General features: G+C 53.6%; 19 protein-coding genes. 6 read left to right on the forward strand and 13 right to left on the reverse strand.

Going from position 1 to position 19,972, the window contains the following annotated elements:
• Positions 1-16: 16 nt before the first annotated feature.
• Entirely contained in the window at positions 17-475 is a 459-nt protein-coding gene (locus IM314_RS10715) for an Lrp/AsnC family transcriptional regulator (protein ID WP_008503307.1), read from the reverse strand.
• 115 nt (positions 476-590) lie between these two features.
• On the opposite strand from IM314_RS10715, the gene IM314_RS10720 reads away from it, so the two are divergent.
• On the forward strand, positions 591-1,637 hold the full coding sequence (locus IM314_RS10720; RefSeq protein ID WP_041911077.1) for a PLP-dependent cysteine synthase family protein: 1,047 nt from the start codon (positions 591-593) through the stop codon (positions 1,635-1,637).
• 40 nt (positions 1,638-1,677) lie between these two features.
• On the opposite strand, the gene cof is transcribed toward IM314_RS10720, so the two are convergent.
• Complete coding sequence (gene cof / locus IM314_RS10725) at positions 1,678-2,496, reverse strand: HMP-PP phosphatase (protein ID WP_028012168.1); 819 nt, start codon at positions 2,494-2,496, stop codon at positions 1,678-1,680.
• 101 nt (positions 2,497-2,597) lie between these two features.
• Between cof and IM314_RS10730 the strand changes: the two genes are divergently transcribed.
• Positions 2,598-4,298 (forward strand): SgrR family transcriptional regulator, encoded by a 1,701-nt coding sequence (locus tag IM314_RS10730; RefSeq protein WP_193358879.1) that lies wholly within the window; start codon positions 2,598-2,600, stop codon positions 4,296-4,298.
• A 66-nt stretch (positions 4,299-4,364) separates the two neighbouring features.
• On the forward strand, positions 4,365-5,060 hold the full coding sequence (queC, locus tag IM314_RS10735; RefSeq protein WP_008503311.1) for a 7-cyano-7-deazaguanine synthase QueC: 696 nt from the start codon (positions 4,365-4,367) through the stop codon (positions 5,058-5,060).
• A gap of 2 nt (positions 5,061-5,062) precedes the next feature.
• Here the strand turns inward: queC and IM314_RS10740 are convergent, their stop codons facing one another.
• The 11 genes from IM314_RS10740 to bolA all read right to left on the reverse strand — a co-directional run bounded on the left by IM314_RS10740 (position 5,063) and on the right by bolA (position 16,138).
• On the reverse strand, positions 5,063-5,392 hold the full coding sequence (locus IM314_RS10740) for an addiction module antidote protein (RefSeq protein WP_014882780.1): 330 nt from the start codon (positions 5,390-5,392) through the stop codon (positions 5,063-5,065).
• Entirely contained in the window at positions 5,364-5,729 is a 366-nt protein-coding gene (locus IM314_RS10745; RefSeq protein ID WP_059353996.1) for a type II toxin-antitoxin system RelE/ParE family toxin, read from the reverse strand. The genes IM314_RS10740 and IM314_RS10745 overlap by 29 nt, the downstream gene beginning before the upstream one ends.
• Positions 5,730-5,777: 48 nt before the next feature.
• Positions 5,778-6,176, reverse strand: coding sequence for a YbgC/FadM family acyl-CoA thioesterase (locus IM314_RS10750; RefSeq protein ID WP_014830880.1), 399 nt, complete (start codon positions 6,174-6,176; stop codon positions 5,778-5,780).
• Between the two features lie 97 nt (positions 6,177-6,273).
• A complete protein-coding gene (locus IM314_RS10755) occupies positions 6,274-6,654 on the reverse strand; it encodes a helix-hairpin-helix domain-containing protein (protein WP_193358878.1) in 381 nt (126 codons plus the stop codon).
• Between the two features lie 148 nt (positions 6,655-6,802).
• Positions 6,803-8,674, reverse strand: coding sequence for a peptidylprolyl isomerase (gene ppiD / locus IM314_RS10760; protein ID WP_028012162.1), 1,872 nt, complete (start codon positions 8,672-8,674; stop codon positions 6,803-6,805).
• A 212-nt stretch (positions 8,675-8,886) separates the two neighbouring features.
• Entirely contained in the window at positions 8,887-9,159 is a 273-nt protein-coding gene (gene hupB / locus IM314_RS10765) for a nucleoid-associated protein HU-beta (RefSeq protein WP_002444653.1), read from the reverse strand.
• A gap of 210 nt (positions 9,160-9,369) precedes the next feature.
• Complete coding sequence (gene lon / locus IM314_RS10770; RefSeq protein WP_023334706.1) at positions 9,370-11,724, reverse strand: endopeptidase La; 2,355 nt, start codon at positions 11,722-11,724, stop codon at positions 9,370-9,372.
• Between the two features lie 183 nt (positions 11,725-11,907).
• Positions 11,908-13,182 carry an ATP-dependent protease ATP-binding subunit ClpX gene (gene clpX / locus IM314_RS10775; RefSeq protein ID WP_028012161.1) on the reverse strand — a complete coding sequence of 425 codons (1,275 nt, stop codon included), beginning with the start codon at positions 13,180-13,182 and terminating at the stop codon, positions 11,908-11,910.
• Between the two features lie 125 nt (positions 13,183-13,307).
• A complete protein-coding gene (clpP, locus tag IM314_RS10780) occupies positions 13,308-13,931 on the reverse strand; it encodes an ATP-dependent Clp endopeptidase proteolytic subunit ClpP (RefSeq protein WP_014069126.1) in 624 nt (207 codons plus the stop codon).
• Positions 13,932-14,191: 260 nt separating this feature from the next.
• On the reverse strand, positions 14,192-15,490 hold the full coding sequence (tig, locus tag IM314_RS10785; RefSeq protein ID WP_008503318.1) for a trigger factor: 1,299 nt from the start codon (positions 15,488-15,490) through the stop codon (positions 14,192-14,194).
• A gap of 330 nt (positions 15,491-15,820) precedes the next feature.
• On the reverse strand, positions 15,821-16,138 hold the full coding sequence (bolA, locus tag IM314_RS10790; RefSeq protein WP_003859051.1) for a transcriptional regulator BolA: 318 nt from the start codon (positions 16,136-16,138) through the stop codon (positions 15,821-15,823).
• Positions 16,139-16,444: 306 nt separating this feature from the next.
• On the opposite strand from bolA, the gene IM314_RS10795 reads away from it, so the two are divergent.
• The 3 genes from IM314_RS10795 (at position 16,445) to cyoA (ending at position 19,969) form a co-directional block, all read left to right on the forward strand.
• Entirely contained in the window at positions 16,445-17,023 is a 579-nt protein-coding gene (locus IM314_RS10795) for a lipoprotein (RefSeq protein WP_028012160.1), read from the forward strand.
• Between the two features lie 45 nt (positions 17,024-17,068).
• Positions 17,069-18,544 (forward strand): muropeptide MFS transporter AmpG, encoded by a 1,476-nt coding sequence (gene ampG, locus IM314_RS10800; protein ID WP_193358877.1) that lies wholly within the window; start codon positions 17,069-17,071, stop codon positions 18,542-18,544.
• Positions 18,545-19,021: 477 nt separating this feature from the next.
• Positions 19,022-19,969, forward strand: a complete 948-nt coding sequence (gene cyoA / locus IM314_RS10805; protein ID WP_008503322.1) for a cytochrome o ubiquinol oxidase subunit II — start codon at positions 19,022-19,024, stop codon at positions 19,967-19,969.
• Positions 19,970-19,972 lie beyond the last annotated feature (3 nt).

Here is a 19,972-nt window from a genome sequence, read left to right on the forward strand (position 1 = left end):
AAGGTATTTTACGAAGTTATTCAATGGGTAAGGCTGTGGTGTACTTAATCTGTTCCATGGCGAAGCTTGAGGTGACGTCCGACAAGCCCGGGACGCTGTTCACCAGCCGCTTGTAGAAATCATCATAGCGCTTCATGTCAGCCACCTGGACGCGCATCAGGTAATCGTACTCGCCGGCCATACGCCAGAAGCCGAGCACCTCGGGCATCTCAGACACCTGAGTGACGAAGCGGCAATACCACTCGCTGCTGTGGTGTTGGGTTTTTATCAGCACAAATGCCGTCAGCCCAAGCCCCAGTTTTTCGGGATCGAGTAATGCGACGCGCCCCAGAAGAATGCCGTCATCTTCCAGCTTTTTTAGGCGCTTCCAGCACGGTGTGGTGGTCAGATTAACGGCATCTGCCAGCGCCTGCAAAGAGAGGGTACAGTCACTTTGCAGCAATGAAAGGAGCTTGCGGTCAATTTTATCTAGCATACCCACCTCATAGAGAAAATTTTTCTCCCTTCATTCTATTTTAAAGGCCAGATAGCAACAATTTTTTCTGTGCTTTTCGCTATGCTGGGCACAAAATGACAAACGGATAACTACGATGAATAGCACCTGGGTTAAACATGCCATCAGCGAAATCAATGCCGACTACCAGCGCTCGGCGGATACCCACCTGATTCGCCTCCCCCTGCCGGGATTTGACGGTATTCAGCTCTACCTGAAGGATGAAAGCACCCATCCTACCGGTAGCCTGAAGCATCGCCTGGCGCGCTCTCTGTTTTTATACGGTTTGTGCAACGGCTGGATCAAAGAAGGCACGACCATTATTGAATCCTCATCCGGTTCAACGGCGGTGTCTGAAGCCTATTTCGCTCGTCTGCTGGGCCTGCCGTTTATCGCCGTGATGCCCTCCTGCACCGCAAAACGCAAAATCGAGCAGATCGAATTTTACGGCGGACGCTGCCATTTTGTGGAAAGCGCCTGCGAAATCTACGCTGCCTCTGAAATGCTCGCCCGCGAGCTAAACGGCCACTATATGGACCAGTTCACCTTTGCCGAGCGCGCAACGGACTGGCGCGGCAATAACAACATTGCCGACAGTATTTTCCGCCAGATGACCCACGAACCGCATCCGGTTCCGTCGTACATTGTGATGAGCGCCGGTACGGGCGGCACGTCAGCCACTATCGGACGCTACATTCGCTGTCAGGGCTACGATACCCAGTTGATGGTGGTTGACCCCCAGAACTCCGTGTTCCTCGACTACTGGCAAAGCCGCGATGCCGGCCTGCGCAGTCCGGTGGGCAGTAAAATTGAAGGAATTGGCCGCCCGCGCGTGGAACCGTCGTTCATTCCTGACGTTGTCGACGAAATGCTCCGCGTGCCGGACGCCGCCAGCGTCGCCACCGCGCACTGGCTGGAGACGCAGCTCGGCCGCAAGGTGGGCGCATCAACGGGCACCAACATGTGGGGCGCACTGCAGCTTGCGGCACGCATGCGCGAGGAAGGCCGTACCGGCTCCATCGTCACGCTGCTGTGCGACAGCGGCGAGCGCTACCTTGAGACCTACTACAATGCGGAGTGGGTACAGGCCAACATCGGCGACATCACCCCGTGGAAAGCGCAGATTGCGCAGCTGCTGGAATAAAAAAAGCCAGACCGAAGTCTGGCTTGCTGGAAGGGTCTCACTATTCGGGGGAATATGGGAGGTTGTTGTTGTCCAGCCAATGCGTCAAAAAATGGGACACCGCTTCGTTGCCGCAGTGTCCGATAACCGGTAGATGAGGAAGCTCTGCGATCAGTTGCGGCATCGCATTCCCCATAATCAGGCCGCGCCCCACGCTGCCCAGCATTTCACGGTCATTCATGGCGTCGCCAAACGCCATACACTCCTGCAGCGTTAAGCCCAGGTGGTCGCTGAGCACCGCCAGGGCTGAACCTTTGTTACAGCCCACCGGCAGGACTTCAAGACAATCCACCGCCGAGAAGGTCAGGTGCGCCCGGTCGCCCAGCGCCTCATTTAATTGAATGCGTAAGCGGCAAAGATCGTCGTGATCGCCACAGAAGCAAATCTTGGTCACCGCGTGGGCAGGGATCCGGCGCAGATCGATAAGCTGGTATTTGAAGCCGCTATAAACATGCGCGTGCAACAATTCGGGGATTTCGCTTCCGGTAAACCAGCCTTGATCGTTGAATACGTGGATACTGGCCTGCGTGTCCCACGTGCTGTGCAGAACAATATCCGCCACTTCCGGGTTGAGATCCTGGCGGTGCAGCACCTCTCCTTCAACGGTGTGAATGCGCGTTCCGTTACCCGTGATTAAAAACGCATCCAGGGAAAACGTGCCCAGCAGATGACGCATCTCCAGCACGTGGCGGCCAGTGGCAAACGTCAGGGTGACATCACGCTCGCGCAGACGCTTCAGGGTACTCAGCGTTTTCTCCCCCAGACGGTGATCCGGCATTAACAACGTACCGTCCATATCAAATGCAGCGAGGCGGGCCATGATTACTCCTGAAATGTGATGCGATTAACTTGTGCATCAGTATCGTGTGAGATATACGGAAGTAATAGTGAATAGATGAAAATTATTGTTCCGGGTTTCTTATGCGCCAGCTTAACCGTCTTAACCAGTATCAACGCCTGTGGCAACCTTCCGCTGGCGCTCCACAGCAGGTCACCATAAGTGAGCTTGCCAGCCGCTGTTTTTGTAGCGAGCGGCATGTCCGCACCCTGCTGCGTCAGGCTCAGGAGGCGGGCTGGCTCAGCTGGCACGCGCGGTCTGGTCGCGGCAAGCGCGGTGAGCTGACGTTCCATGCCAGCCCGGAGTCACTGCGCAATGCGATGATGGAAGAGGCGCTGAAGAGCGGGCAGCAGCATAACGCGCTGGAGCTGGCCCAGCTTGCTCCTGAAGCACTGAGATCGTTGTTGCATCCGTTTTTAGGCGGACAGTGGCAAAACGACACGCCGACGCTGCGCATCCCCTACTATCGCTCGCTGGAGCCGCTTCAGCCGGGCTTTTTGCCTGGCCGGGCGGAGCAGCATCTGGCGGGACAGGTATTTTCAGGCTTGACGCGTTTTAACGGTAACAGCAGTGAACCCACGGGCGATCTCGCGCATCACTGGGAGGTCTCTGCTGACGGGCTGCGCTGGCATTTCTACATTCGCTCCACCCTGCACTGGCATAACGGCGATAAAATAGAAACGGCGCAGCTCCAGCGAAGCCTGACGGCACTGTTGACGCTTCCCGCCCTGCGCACCCTGTTCAGGAGCGTTTTACGTCTCGAAACAACGCATCCACAGTGTCTGACATTTATGCTGCATCAACCGGACTATTGGCTGGCGCACAGGCTGGCAACCTACTGCAGCCGTCTGGCGCATCCCGACTATCCTGAACTTGGCTGCGGCCCCTTCCGGCTGGCCGCCTTTGAGCCCGACCTGGTTCGTCTGGAAAGCCATGAGCAATACCACCTGAGCCATCCGCTGCTCAAAGCCATCGAATACTGGATCACCCCCCAGCTGTTTGATTACAGGCTGGGCACCAGCTGTCGTCACCCGGTGCAAATCGCGATTGGCGAGGCCGATGAGCTTGAAACCCTGAGGCTGGTCAGCAGCAGCACCAGCCTGGGCTTCTGTTACCTCACGCTGAAACAGAGCGCGCGTCTGAGTGAGATCCAGGCGAAGCGGCTTATCAATATCATCCATCTCTCCAGGCTTCTGCACACGCTTCCGCTCAACGAAGGACTCATTACGCCCACCGAGGAACTGCTTCCCGGCTGGACAATCCCCGAATGGCCTGACTTAACGGACGTTGCCCTGCCTGAGGCGCTGACGCTGGTTTACCATCTTCCCGTTGAGCTTCACACCATGGCCAGCCAGTTAAAGGCGTACCTGGCGCGACAGGGTTGTGACCTGACCGTCATCTTCCACGACGCCAAGACGTGGGACGGATGCCAGCAGCTTGCCGATGCAGACATCATGATGGGGGACAGGCTGATTGGCGAAGCGCCAGCGTATACGCTTGAGCAGTGGCTGCGCTGCGATGCCCTGTGGCCGCACGTGTTAAGCGCACCGGCCTACGCCCATCTGCAAGCCACGCTGGATGCGGTGCAGTCTCAGGCCGAAGCTCGGGACCGACACGCCGGTCTGCAAGCCATTTTCAACCGCCTGATGGAGAATGCGGTGCTGACGCCGCTTTTTAACTATCAATATCAAATCAGCGCCCCGCCGGGAGTCAACGGCATACGCCTCAACACCCGCGGCTGGTTTGATTTTACCGAAGCCTGGCTTCCCGCCCCCAAATCGTGAAGAAGCTGGTCGCCGCCGTAGCCAGACGGTAACATAACGTTTTTACCGTAACAGTCGAGATGATTTATGAAACGTGCCGTCGTCGTGTTCAGCGGAGGACAAGACTCTACAACCTGCCTGGTTCAGGCCCTTCATCAGTATGATGAAGTTCACTGTGTGACTTTCGATTATGGCCAGCGTCACCGCGCTGAAATCGACGTTGCCCGTGAACTGGCCCTTAAACTGGGGGCACGCGCGCACAAGGTGCTGGACGTTACGCTGTTAAATGAACTGGCCGTCAGCAGCCTCACCCGGGACAGTATTCCTGTACCGGACTACGAACCCGATGCCAGCGGCATTCCGAACACGTTTGTGCCGGGGCGTAATATTCTGTTCCTGACCCTGACGGCGATTTATGCCTATCAGGTAAAAGCCGAAGCGGTAATTACGGGCGTATGCGAGACCGACTTCTCAGGATACCCGGACTGCCGCGATGAGTTTGTCAAAGCGCTCAACCACGCCGTCAATCTGGGGATGGCGAAAGAGACGCGCTTTGAAACCCCGCTCATGTGGCTGGATAAAGCCGAAACCTGGGCGCTGGCCGACTACTGGGGCAAGCTGGATTTGGTTCGCAGCGAAACCCTCACCTGCTATAACGGCATCAAAGGCGACGGTTGCGGGCAGTGCGCCGCCTGTAATCTGCGCGCGAATGGGCTGAACCACTATCTGGCCGATAAAGCCGGCGTGATGGCCGCTATGCAGAAAAAAACCGGGCTTAAATAGGGCTACTTAACCGTGCTGTCGAACAGTTTCACGCCGGCAGCACGGGTGACTTTCATCAGCGTTGTCAGCGTTGGGTTGCCGTTGTCTGATAAGGTTCGGTATAGCTGCTGACGGGACAGACCGGATTTGGCAGCAATTTCACCTATGCCACCGCGGGATTCGATAACACGTCTTAACGCGATTAGGTATGCAGGGATTCCCTGGTCTTCATAAATCTCATCCAACGCAACCTGCAGATATAGCTGAGCGTAGGAAGGGTTTTCGCGAAGCATTTTTACGACGGCTTCATCGTGGCTGACGGAACTAGAGAATTTTCGTTCGCTTTTGCTCATCAGATTTCTCCTTTTGATGGTCATTCCAGTAATCAATTGCCAGTTTCACATCGGTCCTTTGACTCTTTTTGTTACCCCCAATCAGCAACAATAGAATCTCCCGATGTTGTACTGCAAAATAGATTCGATATCCGGGACCACAATCAATTTTCAATTCCCAGATACCTTCTCTGAGATACCGGTAATCGCCGAAATTCCCTTTCTCTGCACGGTCAATTCGCAAAAGAATCCGAAACACTGATTCCGGATCCTTTCGCTTCATCTTCGCTACCCACTCCTCAAACGGCACTTTCCCGTCACGGGTACGGTAACGTTCAACAACGTAGTCCCTGTCCATTATTCTATCCCTGAAAATTCCTTTTGTCTTTTATAAAAGACAAAATATCTAAACGATCATCAACTCCAGCTTTTCGCGCAACTCCCCTTCCAGCGGCAGCGCTTTCTGAGTTTTCAGATCGATACAGACAAAGGTGATCAGTGCATCAGCCACCACCTGCCCTTCTGGATCGAGCGTCACCACCTGGCTTAACACGCCGCTCTTGCCGTTTAGCTGTTGTACCTGGCTGGTCACGGTGAGCACATCGCCCAGCACGGCCGGACGGCGATAGTTAATGTTGATATTGACGACCACGAACGCGATGTTGTGCGCGGTCAGCCACTGAAAGCTTTCGCTGTTTTCCAGCCCGTCCCAGCGCGCTTCTTCAAGAAACTCGAGATAGCGAGCGTTATTGACGTGCTGATAAACATCAAGATGGAAACCGCGTACTTTGATTTTTGTCTGCATAGCGCAATAGCCTTTCATTGTTATAGGATCAGAGGTCATAACTGGTATGACCTCTTTATCCTGGCAAACTTTTGCCGCAGTGCAAGAAATTGCGTTATTACAGTGTCAGGTGTGAGAGGTTGCGCTCAACCAGCGCGCTGCCCATGCCCGGAACCTGTTTGAGATCGTCGACCGTTTTGAATGGGCCGTACTCTTCACGATAGCTGACGATAGCCTGCGCTTTTTTCAGGCCCACGCCATTCATTGCGCGGGCGAGATCCTCTGCCGAGGCCGAGTTAATGCTGACCCGCGTACCGTCATCATCCGCATTTTTACCGACGTCAGCCGCTTTGGTCTGCCCTTGTATCGGCGCGGCCGCGTCAGACTTGCTCTGCGTAGCCTGTGGTTTGGCGGCGGTCGCCGCCGCCTGCGCGCCCGCGCTCATCCCGGTGGTGGCAATAGCCAGCGTAATTAACAGTGCTTTGATTCCACATTTCATGCTGTTATCTCCTTGTTTGTTGACAGCCACGCAACGATAGCCGCCTGTGAAAACAGGCACAAACAGCAGATTGCAGAAATGGAAAAGGCCGCGAAAGCGGCCTTTAGTTTTTGCAGAGCGTTACGAAAATCTGCGAGCAGACACGTAATTACTGCTGCTGGGTCATGACATCGCCCAGCTTGATTTTGGCGTCTTTACGCAGGTTGCTCATCATGGCTTCGAAAGCAATCTGAGCATTGTTCTGAGTAATGCCCTGAACCATCGCCTTCTTCTGCGCTTCTGGCAGAGTGCCGGCTTTCACGTCGTCCAGCGCCAGCAGAACAACGTTACCCTGCATATCGGTGGTGGTACCGAAGCTTGGCTTGTCTTTTGCCGGCAGCGTCAGGCTAAACGCGGCCTGACTGATTGGGTCCTGACCGGTGCGGCTAAGCGTTTTTGCCTCACCGAAGCTCAGACCTGCCGCTTTCAGCGCGTCCTGTTTACCCGCTTTCAGATCGGCCAGAATCTTCTCAGCGTCCAGTTTAGCCTGCTGTTCTGCTTTGTTATGCTTAACCTGAGCGACGACCTGATCCTTCACTTCCGCCAGCGGTTTGACCGCTTCTGGCTTGTGCTCGCTGACGCGCAGAACAAAGGCGCGATCGCCGTCAACGGTAATGATGTCAGAGTTGCTGCCCGGCGTGCCGTTCTCGCCCACCAGACCACCGTTAAAGATGGCATCAGAAACCGGTTTGAAGTTCAGCTCTTCCGGCAGGTTGTCGCGACCAAACCAGCCGGTCTCAACCGCTTTCACACCCGCCGCCTGCTCTGCACCTGCCAGAGATTCGTTGTCGTTGCTGGCAGCATCGCTCACCTTCTGCTGCAGCGCGTAGTAGGCATCCAGGGCTTTTTCCTGTTTCACTTTCGCAGCGATATCATCACGAACCTCAGCCAGCGGCTTGGTTTTCGCCGGGGTGATGTCGTCCAGACGCACGACCAGGAAACCAACGGATGATTTAATCACACCAGACAGCTGGCCTTTCTCTTTCAGACCGGCATTTTTCAGCTCGTCGGGCGTGGTTGCGTCTTCCAGCCAGCCCATATCACCGCCGTTTTTCGCAGAGATAATGTCGGTGGATTTCGCTTTCGCAAGGGTGGCGAAATCAGCGCCTTTGTTCAGCTCATCCAATACCGCCTTAGCATCTGCTTCAGTTTTGGTCTGAATCACGCTGTAGCGGTTACGCTGCGGCTGAGTGAACTGATCCTGATGCTGGTCGTAGTAAGACTGGATCTCGGCATCAGACGCGCTTTCCTGCAGCGCAGCTGCATCCAGCTTGATGTAGCTGACGCGGAACTGCTCCGGAGAAACAAAGGCGTTTTTATTCTGCTCGTAGTAAGCATTAACGTCTGCGTCGCTCACCTGCTGTTTCGCCGCCAGGGCGTTCACATCAATGGTCGCTTCACGGACCACGCGCTGCTGGGCCACCAGCGCGGCCAGTTCGTCGGTTTCACCTTTAAGCATGAAATCGGTACCCACGACAGCGTTAATGAGCTGCTGGGTTGTCAGCTGGTTACGCAGCGCCTGCGCGTACTGATCCGCCGTCATGCCCATCTGGTTAACGATACTGTTGTAACGCGCGTTGTCGAATTTACCGTTAGACTGGAATGCCTGAGTGGCGAAGATCGCTTTTTTGACCTGCTCGTCGCTGATGCCAAGGCCCAGCTTTTTGGCATACTGATCCAGCAGCGCTTCATCGATAAGACGGTTCAGTGTCTGTTGGCGCAGGGTTTTCATGTACCCTTCATTCGCCGCCAGTTCAGAGAATTGGTCGCCCAGCTGTTGCTGCATACGGTTACGCTCACCGGCAAAAGCATTCTCGAACTGACCACGGCTGATTTCCTGGCCATTCACTTTTGCGGCATAGTTCGCGCCACCGCCAATAAGGTAACTGCTCACGCCGGTCAATATGAACGACACGATAATGATACCGAAAATAATCTTGAGCACGAGACTGTTAGCAGCCGTGCGTAAGCTGTCCATCATGGTGTAACAACACTCCGCTGTAGGTGACTGGTTACCTGACGCTGACGGAAAATCCTGCCCGTCGCGCGTGAAGGCGTATTGTGACAAGAAAACGGGGCGATTGTCAGCCCACAACTCGCATAAACTCGCACAAATCAGGTCTGGACAAACAAAAAAGGCACATCAAACGATGCGCCCTTGTACTATCCGGCTTCCCTGAAACGGGAAAGCAATCAGTTTACTGCGTCTTTCAGCGCTTTACCTGCACGGAAACCCGGCACTTTAGCAGCAGCAATGGTGATCTCTTTACCGGTCTGAGGGTTGCGGCCAGTACGGGCAGCACGCTCTTTAACAGCAAAAGTACCGAAGCCTACCAGTGCAACGTCGTCCCCAGCCTGCAGAGATTCAGTAACAGAAGCAATTAATGCATCTAACGCACGTCCAGCTGCAGCTTTAGAAATATCAGCACCAGCAGCAATTTTGTCAATCAGTTGAGATTTATTCACTGTTCTCTTCCTCTCTTTATAATTTATATCGCGCCTGAGTCCTTCACAACGCGACCGCGCAGCAGTTATATCAGGCCTGCCATGACCTTACAACACCCGTTGTTGATGGCTGACCTAATCAGCAATCTAAATTAGCTATACAAAAAAAGGCTGGCAAGTGCGAAATGACTTACCAGCCTTGTTTTTATTGACGCTCTTTGCGCGAGGTCACTATTTTGCGGTTACAACCTGCATTCCGGAGGGTTCATTCTGCAGTGCGAGACTGAGAACTTCCTCAATTCGCTTAACAGGATGGATCTGCAGATCGGCAATCACGTTGTCCGGAATCTCTTCCAGATCGCGTTTATTTTCGTAAGGGATCAATACGGTTTTGATCCCACCGCGGTGTGCCGCCAGCAGTTTTTCTTTTAACCCGCCGATTGGCAGGACCTGACCGCGCAGGGTGATTTCACCGGTCATTGCCACATCGGCACGTACCGGGTTGCCCGTCAGACAGGAAACCAGAGCGGTACACATGGCAATACCCGCGCTTGGGCCATCTTTCGGCGTCGCCCCTTCAGGAACGTGAACGTGAATGTCGCGTTTTTCGTAGAAATCCGGGTTGATACCCAGTTTTTCCGCGCGCGCGCGCACCACGGTCAGCGCAGCCTGAATGGACTCCTGCATCACTTCACCCAGCGAGCCGGTGTAGGTCAGCTTGCCTTTGCCCGGCACACAGGCGGTTTCGATGGTCAGCAGATCGCCGCCCACTTCCGTCCATGCCAGACCGGTCACCTGACCCACGCGGTTTTCGTTATCCGCGCGGCCATAGTCGAAGCGCTGAACGCCCAGGTAGGCATGCAGATTGTCACCATTAATCACGATGTGCTTCAGGCTCTTATCCAGCAGCAGCTGTTTTACCGCCTTACGGCACAGCTTAGATATTTCGCGTTCAAGGCTACGCACGCCCGCTTCACGGGTGTAGTAGCGAATGATGCCGATAATCGCGCTGTCCTCGACGGTCAGCTCGTTGGCTTTCAGCGCGTTACGCTCAATCTGCTTCGGCAGCAGGTGCTGTTTAGCGATGTTCAGCTTTTCGTCTTCGGTATAACCGGAAAGGCGGATCACTTCCATACGGTCCAGCAGCGGTGCCGGTATGTTCATGGAGTTAGAGGTCGCCACGAACATTACATCGCTGAGGTCGTAGTCCACTTCCAGATAGTGATCGCTGAACGCCACGTTCTGTTCTGGATCAAGCACTTCCAGCAGAGCAGACGCCGGGTCGCCGCGCATGTCCGACGACATTTTGTCGATCTCATCAAGCAGGAACAGCGGGTTTTTAACGCCCACTTTCGCCATTTTCTGGATCAGTTTACCCGGCATAGAACCGATGTAGGTACGGCGGTGACCACGGATTTCCGCTTCATCACGCACGCCGCCCAGCGCCATACGGATGTACTTACGTCCGGTCGCTTTGGCGATGGACTGGCCCAGAGAGGTTTTACCCACCCCCGGCGGTCCGACCAGGCACAGAATTGGGCCTTTAATTTTGTTTACACGACTCTGTACCGCGAGGTACTCAAGGATGCGGTCTTTCACGCGTTCCAGGCCGTAGTGGTCAGTATCGAGGATCTCCTGGGCCTGACGCAGGTCTTTCTTGACCTTGCTGCGAGCGTTCCACGGAACCTGCACCATCCACTCAATGTAGCCGCGCACGACGGTTGCTTCAGCCGACATCGGAGACATCATTTTCAGCTTCTGCAGTTCTGCTTCGGCTTTCTCTTTCGCCTCTTTCGGCATCTTCGCCGCGTCGATCTTACGCTTCAGCGCTTCGTTTTCGTCCGGTGCGTCGTCCATCTCGCCCAGCTCTTTCTGAATGGCCTTCATTTGCTCATTCAGATAGTACTCACGCTGAGATTTTTCCATCTGCTTTTTCACGCGGTTACGAATGCGCTTCTCAACCTGCAGCAGATCGATTTCAGACTCCATCATCGCCATCAGGTATTCCAGACGTTCGTTAACGTCGGACATCTCCAGCACGGACTGTTTGTCAGCCAGCTTCAGCGGCATGTGTGCAGCGATGGTGTCCGCCAGACGCGCAGGATCGTCGATGCTGTTCAGCGACGTCAGCACTTCTGGTGGGATTTTCTTGTTCAGCTTGATATAGCCTTCGAACTGGCTAATCGCGGTACGTACCAGCACTTCCTGCTCGCGCTCATCAAGTTCAGGCGAATCAAGGTACTCTGCCTTGGCAGAGAAGTGTTCGCCATCGTCTGACAGCGTGGTAATACGCGCACGCTGCAGGCCTTCGACCAGCACCTTCACGGTGCCGTCCGGCAGCTTCAGCATTTGTAAAATAGAGGCCACGGTCCCGACGGTGAAAAGATCGTTTACACCCGGCTCATCCGTTGATGCTTCTTTCTGGGCCACCAGCATGATTTTTTTATCATGATCCATGGCGGCTTCGAGGCAACGGATAGATTTTTCCCGCCCTACAAATAAGGGTATGACCATGTGCGGATAAACCACCACATCGCGCAACGGCAATACGGGGATTTCAATGCGTTCAGAACGCTCAGGATTCATAGAGCTCTCTCTTAGTTTAGTGTCCGCCAGGTAAGCTGGTCATGTCACAGTGCTTCACATAACCATTAACATGTATCCAGTATATGGGGATGTTTCCCACACATTCAACGCTATGAATACGGAAAAAGTAAAGGGGAGATAAAATCCCCCCTTTTTGATTAACTGCTTGTATGATTTGGTGAATTATTCGCCAGATGCCTGCTGGGCTTCCGGTTTACCGTAAATCAGCAGCGGCTTGGATTGGCCGCCGATCACGGACTCGTCGATAACCACTTTTTCGACGTCTTCCATCGACGGCAAATCATACATGGTGTCGAGCAATGCCGCTTCAACGATAGAGCGCAAACCACGCGCACCGGTTTTACGGGCCATCGCTTTCTTGGCAATCGCGTCCAGCGCTTCGTCGCGGAATTCCAGCTCAACGCCTTCCAGATTGAACAGCGCCTGATACTGCTTGGTCAGCGCATTTTTCGGCTCTTTCAGAATCTGAATCAGCGCGTCTTCGCTCAGCTCATTCAGCGTTGCCACAACCGGCAGACGGCCAATGAATTCAGGGATCAGACCAAATTTGATCAGATCTTCAGGCTCAACCTGCGAAAGCAGTTCACCTTCGTTGGCTTTCTCGGACTTCGCCTTCACCGTTGCGCCAAAACCGATGCCGGAGCCGGTTTCAACACGGTGGGAAATGACTTTATCCAGACCAGCAAACGCGCCGCCGCAAATGAACAGGATCTTGGAGGTATCAACCTGCAGGAACTCCTGCTGCGGATGTTTGCGTCCACCCTGCGGCGGAACGGCCGCAACCGTACCTTCGATCAGCTTCAGCAGGGCCTGCTGCACGCCTTCACCCGACACGTCACGGGTGATGGACGGGTTGTCTGATTTACGGGAGATCTTGTCGATCTCATCAATATAAACAATCCCGCGCTGTGCTTTCTGAACGTCGTAATCGCACTTCTGCAGCAGCTTCTGAATGATGTTCTCAACGTCTTCACCCACATAACCGGCTTCGGTCAGGGTGGTGGCATCCGCCATGGTAAACGGAACATCCAGCAGGCGCGCCAGGGTTTCCGCCAGCAGCGTTTTACCGGAGCCGGTTGGCCCGATCAGCAGAATGTTACTTTTGCCCAGTTCTACACCATTGCTGGTGTCGCCGTTACGCAGACGTTTGTAGTGGTTGTATACCGCCACCGCCAGCACTTTCTTGGCCTGCTCCTGACCGATGACATAGTCGTCAAGGTGATGACGAATCTCATGCGGCGTTGGCAATGCGCTACGCTCACGGTGCGGCGCAACTTCTTTAATCTCTTCGCGAATGATGTCGTTACATAAATCGACGCATTCGTCGCAGATATACACGGACGGCCCGGCAATCAGTTTACGCACTTCATGCTGGCTTTTGCCGCAAAAAGAGCAGTACAGCAGTTTGCCCGAACCATCTTTGCGTTTATCTGTCATGAGTCCAAACCTCTTTTTAAGTTCTTTGTGCCGCACATGACGACGCAAATGCCATTCTAAGACGCGTGTGCTTTAAGCAGCGTGCCGCCCTACCTTAGTATAGCGGCACACTCGCGTCGCGGGCATCAATTACGATGGGTCAATACGGAGTCGACTAAGCCGTACTCAACTGCCTCTGGAGCAGAGAGGAAGCGATCGCGCTCGGTATCGCGCTCGATCTGCTCAAGAGATTGACCTGTATGCTGCGCCATAAGTTCATTCATGCGCGCTTTTACTTTCAGAATTTCGCGGGCGTGGATTTCGATATCCGTCGCCTGCCCCTGGTAACCCCCCAGCGGCTGGTGAATCATCACGCGGGAGTTAGGCAGGCAGAAACGCTTACCTTTCGCCCCTGCGGTTAACAGGAAGGCCCCCATGGATGCAGCCTGCCCCATACAGATAGTGCTGACATCTGGCTTGATGAACTGCATGGTGTCATAAATAGACATGCCCGCCGTAATCACACCGCCAGGCGAGTTGATGTACAGGTAAATGTCTTTTTCCGGGTTTTCCGCTTCCAGGAACAGCATCTGCGCCACGATCAGGTTAGCCATATGGTCTTCTACCTGGCCGGTCAGAAAGATAACGCGTTCCTTGAGCAGACGGGAATAGATATCGAAAGAACGCTCACCGCGTGAGGTCTGTTCAATAACCATTGGCACCAGCGCCATATGGGGTGCAAAGTTATCTCGTTCGCCACTGTATGACATTTCCGTCTCCTGGTTCAAAATTGAAAACACCTGCTGTACTGATTGTAACCTTATGGACGGATTATCAGCCAGTCTCAATCATCGTGATTACATACTTATGGGGTTCGCCACGCCCTATTTCAAGCATAACAACCTTTTGTTGTAACGCTAACACTGAAAGGGCGTTTTAGCACCCTTCCAGAACCCATGCAGCGATAAAAAAAACCCGTCGCCGGAAGGCAACGGGTTTTTTGTTCAAACTTTAAACCGTTAGAGCGAAATTACGCCTGCTGGTTCATCAGTTCGTTGAAAGAGGTCGCTTTTTCGGTCACTTTAGCTTTCGCCAGTACCGCTTCAACAGCCTGCTCTTCCAGTGCGACGTTGCGCATGTTGTCCATCAGCTCTTTGTTCTTACCGTAGAACTCGATCACTTCTGATGGATCTTCGTATGCAGACGCCATCTCTTCGATCAGGCCCTTCACACGTTCTTCGTCAGCTTTCAGCTCGTGGGTGCGAATCACTTCGCCCAGCAGCAGGCCAACAACAACGCGGCGTTTCGCTTGCTCTTCGAACAGCTCGCGCGGCAGTTCCATCGCTTGCTGCTGGTTGCCACCGAAGCGCTGTGCAGCCTGACGGCGCAGCACGTCGATTTCGCTGTCGATCAGGGCAGCAGGAACGTCGATTTCGTTCGCTTTTACCAGACCTTCAATCGCCTGAGATTTCACGCGGTTACGCACAGCACCGTTCAGCTCGCGCTCCATGTTCTTACGCACTTCGGTACGCAGGCCAGCAACAGAACCATCTTCCACGCCGAAACGCTTGATGAACTCTTCAGTCAGTTCTGGCAGTTCGCGCTCTTCAACTTTCTTCAGGTTGATGACGAACTTCGCTGCTTTACCTTTCAGGTTTTCAGCGTGGTACTCTTCAGGGAAGGTCACGTCGATGGTGAACTCTTCGCCCGCTTTGTGGCCTTTGATGCCGTCTTCGAAGCCTGGGATCATACGACCCTGGCCCATTGCCAGTACGAAGTCAGACGCTTTGCCGCCTTCGAACTCTTCGCCGTCTACAGAACCGGTGAAGTCGATGGTTACGCGGTCTTCCGCGTCAACAGCGCCTTCTTTCTCTTTCCAGTTCGCCTGCTGCTTACGCAGGGTGTCCAGCATGCCGTCAACGTCTTCGTCGGTCACGGAAACGATCGGTTTTTCAACTTCGATAGATTCCAGGCCTTTCAGCTCAACTTCCGGGTACACTTCGAACTCTACGGAGTAGGTGAAGTCTTCGCCCAGTTTGTATTCGCCTGGCACGTAGTTTGGCGCGCCGGCTGGATTGATTTTTTCTTTGATGATCGCGTCGATAAAGTTGCGGCTCATCAGTTCACCCAGCACATCCTGACGCACGGAAGCGCCATAACGCTGAGCAACAACATTCATTGGTACTTTGCCCTTACGGAAGCCGTCAATACGTACTTTTTTTGCTACGTTGACCAGCTCGCTTTTCACAGCAGTTTCGATGCTGTCAGCAGCGATAGTAATCGTTACACGGCGGCCAAGGCCTTGAGTGGTTTCAACTGAAACTTGCATCTTGTTACCTCAAAAAAATCACAGTGCTCGGTCAACTCTGAATCTGTCTGTTATACCGGGATGCTCTCTTAGTGCAGATTCACATTCCCTGTCGCCAGAATCATCCCGAAGACATTCAATAAGACGCGGCATTATAGCGGCATCACTTAGGTGAGTCGAGAACGGTTGGAGCATGTTGCTGCGGCTTTTTTCACACTTTAAGGCTATTTTTAGCCTTAAAATCGCACCATCCGCTCAAAACTCAGACAAAACAAAACGGCCCGGAGGCCGTTTTGAGGAAATCTGTAAGCAACATACTGGAAAAGCTCCAGCCGTTGCAAATCCGATTTATCAGGCGATGGTGCCTGCACCGCGACAAGGCGGCGACGCAAAAACCGTATCCTGCAAGCCTTCCCATTCCTTAATGGTGTAGGTATGCAGTGCCAGCGCATGCACGGTCGTGGAGAGTTCTTCCGTCAAGGTGCTGTAGATCAGGCGATGTCGGTTCAGGAAACGTTCTCCCGTGAAGCGATCGCTAACCAGAACCACTTTAAAGTGGCTTTCAGAACCTGCCGGCACGTTATGACGATAGCTTTCGTCGACGACTTCGAGGAACACAGGGTTGAACGCTGCCCTTAATTTTTCTTCTATCTGTTCACGTATCATCATGAAATTACTCCTCCGACAACGCTAAGATGTCACCCATCCCTTTAAATGTTAGCCGCTTTTACCGTTTCCATTACACCTTGACAACAAATATTTAGCTTTCGTCTGATTTTCTCATTCAAATGGATGAAGTTCACTGTGAGACTCATACCTGTCGTCTCTCGCGGGAGGAGAAAAAGGATGAGCTGGTCAGTTTTCAGACAAGACGATGAATTTACATGCGTTGACCACTTCCCCTGGCCGTAGTCGATGATATGATGACGGCAATTTTTCTCTCTTTAATGCTTACGATTCGTTGAGAACCTGAAAATGTTTAAAAAACTCTTCTTTCCGTTGGTAGCCCTTTTTATGCTGGCAGGCTGTGCGACTCCGCCTACCACTATTGATGTCTCACCAAAAATCACCCTGCCTCAGCAGGACCCAAGCCTGATGGGCGTCACCGTGAGCATTAACGGTGCCGATCAGCGTCAGGACCAGGCGCTGGCAAAAGTGACCCGCGACAACCAGCAGGTGACGCTGACCGCGTCCCGCGACCTGCGCTTCCTGCTGCAGGAAGTGCTTGAGAAGCAAATGACCGCTCGCGGCTACATGATTGGCCCAAGCGGCGCGGTTGATCTGCAGATTATCGTCAACAACCTGTACGCAGACGTCTCTCAGGGCAACGTGCGCTACAACATTGCGACCAAAGCGGATATCGCCATCATTGCCACCGCGAAGAACGGCAACAAGATGACCAAAAACTACCGCGCCAGCTACTCTGTTGAAGGCGCGTTCCAGGCCTCTAACAAGAATATTGCTAACGCCGTTAACAGCGTGCTGACGGACACCATCGCCGATATGGCGCAGGACACCAGCATTCACGACTTTATCAAGCAGAACGCACGTTAATCCTGCTCACTGACCCGGTGCTTCACCGGGTCAGTTCATAAGAACATGTCCAGTCACTACTTACGCATTTTCCAGCAACCGAAATCAGCGATTCTGCTGATCCTCGGCTTTGCCTCCGGTTTACCCCTCGCGCTCACCTCCGGCACGCTTCAGGCGTGGATGACGGTTGAGAACATCGATCTCAAAACCATTGGTTTCTTCTCGCTTGTCGGTCAGGCGTATGTCTTTAAGTTCCTGTGGTCGCCGGTGATGGATCGCTATACGCCGCCGTTTCTGGGGCGTCGTCGCGGCTGGTTAGTGATGACACAGGTCCTGCTGCTGCTGGCGATTGCGGCGATGGGCTTTCTTGAGCCGACCACACAGCTCCGCTGGATGGCCGCGCTTGCGGTGGTGATAGCCTTCTGTTCCGCCTCTCAGGATATCGTGTTCGACGCCTGGAAGACGGACGTGTTACCTGCGGAAGAGCGCGGTGCCGGTGCGGCGATCAGCGTGCTGGGCTATCGCCTCGGGATGCTGGTCTCCGGCGGGCTGGCGTTGTGGCTGGCCGACCGTTATCTCGGCTGGCAGGGTATGTACTGGCTGATGGCTGCCCTGCTCATCCCCTGCATTATCGCTACGCTATTTGCACCCGAACCGAGCGACGTCATTCCGGTTCCCCGCTCGCTGGAACAGGCCGTGGCCGAACCGCTGCGTGACTTTTTTGGCCGCAACAATGCCTGGCTGATCCTGCTGCTCATTGTCCTTTATAAGCTTGGCGATGCCTTTGCCATGAGCCTGACCACCACTTTCCTGATCCGCGGCGTCGGTTTTGATGCCGGTGAAGTGGGCGTGGTGAATAAAACGCTGGGGCTGTTTGCGACCATCGTCGGTGCGCTTTATGGCGGCGTATTGATGCAGCGCCTGACGCTGTTCCGCGCGCTGCTGATCTTCGGCATCCTGCAGGGCGCATCTAACGCGGGCTACTGGCTGCTGTCGGTGACTGACAAGCATATGTTCAGCATGGCCGCGGCGGTGTTCTTTGAAAATCTCTGTGGCGGCATGGGAACGGCGGCGTTTGTCGCCCTGCTGATGACCCTGTGCAATAAATCGTTTTCCGCCACGCAGTTTGCGCTGCTCTCGGCGCTCTCGGCCGTTGGGCGCGTGTACGTAGGTCCGATTGCCGGCTGGTTTGTAGAAGCCCACGGCTGGCCAACGTTTTATCTCTTCTCGGTCGCGGCTGCCGTGCCGGGGATTTTATTATTGCTGGTGTGTCGCCAGACGCTGGAATATACCCAGCGGACCGAACACTTTATGCCGCGCATTGAATATCACCGCGCCTACCGACTTGCGTTACGTCTGCTAATGGCGGGCTGCGGCGCGCTGGCGCTATGGCTTGTGGTACTTATCGTTAACGCCAGTACGTCTCTGGCGCTCCCCCTCGAAGCTCTTCTGCTGGACGCAGGAGCCCTGCTGGCCATCGCCGGGATCCTGACGGGCGGTCTGCTCGATTTTATGGCATTGCGTAAAACGCAGATGACCTGAAGAAAAAGTGAAAGGTTATTTCCCGTTGTAATCACTAACCGAAATTATAACGGTGAAATAGCCAACAGCCGCTAAAAAAATATTTGTTGTTTTGTGCGGGATAGGATTTGGAAATTATTGGAGCCAATTCCAAAACGCTATTTTTCATTAAACGATTCAGCATTTGAAAGTTTGATTTTTCGTTTTTTAGATGTCTTTTTATTGATAATTAATTGTTAATTTTTTGTATATTTTTAACAATGGTTATACCAATTGCCCCTTTTAGGGTATGCTTGGGGGTCCTTTCGTTATAAAGCCCATATCATGCGGCTTCGGTCATAAAAACCGACATAATCTGCAACACTTGTGACATGTGCGGCAGAACCCGGTAACACCTTCCTGACACAGGCCTAATGATGTTTACAGTAATGTAACCTTCCCGTAAAATGCCCGCACACTTTAAACGCCACCAGACTCCCGTGGAATTGAGGTCGTTAAATGAGACTCAGGAAATACAATAAAAGTTTGGGATGGTTGTCATTATTCGCAGGTACTGTATTACTCAGTGGCTGTGATTCTGCACTACTAGACCCCAAAGGACAGATTGGACTGGAACAACGTTCACTGATATTGACGGCTTTTGGCCTGATGTTGATTGTGGTTATTCCTGCCATTTTGATGGCTGTTGGTTTCGCCTGGAAGTATCGTGCGAGCAATAAAGATGCGAAGTATAGCCCGAACTGGTCACACTCCAACAAAGTTGAAGCTGTGGTCTGGACGGTACCTATCCTGATCATCCTGTTCCTTGCCGTACTGACCTGGAAAACCACTCACGCACTTGAGCCAAGCAAGCCGCTGGTTCACGATGAAAAACCTATTACCATTGAAGTGGTCTCCATGGACTGGAAATGGTTCTTCATCTATCCAGAGCAGGGCATTGCTACCGTGAATGAAATCGCCTTCCCGGCGAACACTCCGGTTCAGTTCAAAGTGACCTCCAACTCCGTAATGAACTCCTTCTTCATCCCGCGTCTGGGTAGCCAGATTTACGCGATGGCCGGTATGCAGACGAACCTGCATCTGATCGCGAATGAAGCAGGCACCTACGATGGTATCTCCGCCAGCTATAGCGGCCCGGGCTTCTCAGGTATGAAGTTCAAAGCTATTGCGACGCCGGACCGTGCCGCTTTCGACCAGTGGGTTGAAAAAGCGAAGCAGTCTCCAAACACCATGTCTGACATGGCGGCGTTCGAAAAAGTGGCTGCACCTAGCGAATACAACAAGGTGGAGTACTTCTCTAACGTGAAACCAGATTTGTTCAAAGACGTTATTGGCAAATTTATGGATCACGGTAAGAGCATGGACATGACCCAGCCAGAAGGCGAGCACAGCGCGCACGAAGGTATGGAAGGTATGGACATGAGCCACGCGGAAACCGCTCACTAAGGG

Origin of the sequence: Enterobacter cloacae complex sp. P42RS, from assembly GCF_014930595.1 — a bacterium.
In the GTDB taxonomy this organism is placed as follows: Bacteria; Pseudomonadota; Gammaproteobacteria; order Enterobacterales; family Enterobacteriaceae; genus Enterobacter; species Enterobacter bugandensis.

Bases quoted from the DNA above. Each gene is read 5' to 3' on its own strand.
- IM314_RS10750 (WP_014830880.1), bottom strand. From the start codon at position 6,176: ATGCAGACAAAAATCAAAGTACGCGGTTTCCATCTTGATGTTTATCAG.
- IM314_RS10795 (WP_028012160.1), top strand. From the start codon at position 16,445: ATGTTTAAAAAACTCTTCTTTCCGTTGGTAGCCCTTTTTATGCTGGCA.
- clpP (WP_014069126.1), bottom strand. From the start codon at position 13,931: ATGTCATACAGTGGCGAACGAGATAACTTTGCACCCCATATGGCGCTG.
- cyoA (WP_008503322.1), top strand. From the start codon at position 19,022: ATGAGACTCAGGAAATACAATAAAAGTTTGGGATGGTTGTCATTATTC.
- IM314_RS10755 (WP_193358878.1), bottom strand. From the start codon at position 6,654: ATGAAATGTGGAATCAAAGCACTGTTAATTACGCTGGCTATTGCCACC.
- ampG (WP_193358877.1), top strand. From the start codon at position 17,069: ATGTCCAGTCACTACTTACGCATTTTCCAGCAACCGAAATCAGCGATT.
- IM314_RS10745 (WP_059353996.1), bottom strand. From the start codon at position 5,729: ATGGACAGGGACTACGTTGTTGAACGTTACCGTACCCGTGACGGGAAA.
- IM314_RS10720 (WP_041911077.1), top strand. From the start codon at position 591: ATGAATAGCACCTGGGTTAAACATGCCATCAGCGAAATCAATGCCGAC.
- IM314_RS10715 (WP_008503307.1), bottom strand. From the start codon at position 475: ATGCTAGATAAAATTGACCGCAAGCTCCTTTCATTGCTGCAAAGTGAC.
- cof (WP_028012168.1), bottom strand. From the start codon at position 2,496: ATGGCCCGCCTCGCTGCATTTGATATGGACGGTACGTTGTTAATGCCG.
- tig (WP_008503318.1), bottom strand. From the start codon at position 15,490: ATGCAAGTTTCAGTTGAAACCACTCAAGGCCTTGGCCGCCGTGTAACG.
- lon (WP_023334706.1), bottom strand. From the start codon at position 11,724: ATGAATCCTGAGCGTTCTGAACGCATTGAAATCCCCGTATTGCCGTTG.
- clpX (WP_028012161.1), bottom strand. From the start codon at position 13,182: ATGACAGATAAACGCAAAGATGGTTCGGGCAAACTGCTGTACTGCTCT.
- IM314_RS10740 (WP_014882780.1), bottom strand. From the start codon at position 5,392: ATGAGCAAAAGCGAACGAAAATTCTCTAGTTCCGTCAGCCACGATGAA.
- ppiD (WP_028012162.1), bottom strand. From the start codon at position 8,674: ATGATGGACAGCTTACGCACGGCTGCTAACAGTCTCGTGCTCAAGATT.
- IM314_RS10730 (WP_193358879.1), top strand. From the start codon at position 2,598: ATGCGCCAGCTTAACCGTCTTAACCAGTATCAACGCCTGTGGCAACCT.
- queC (WP_008503311.1), top strand. From the start codon at position 4,365: ATGAAACGTGCCGTCGTCGTGTTCAGCGGAGGACAAGACTCTACAACC.
- bolA (WP_003859051.1), bottom strand. From the start codon at position 16,138: ATGATGATACGTGAACAGATAGAAGAAAAATTAAGGGCAGCGTTCAAC.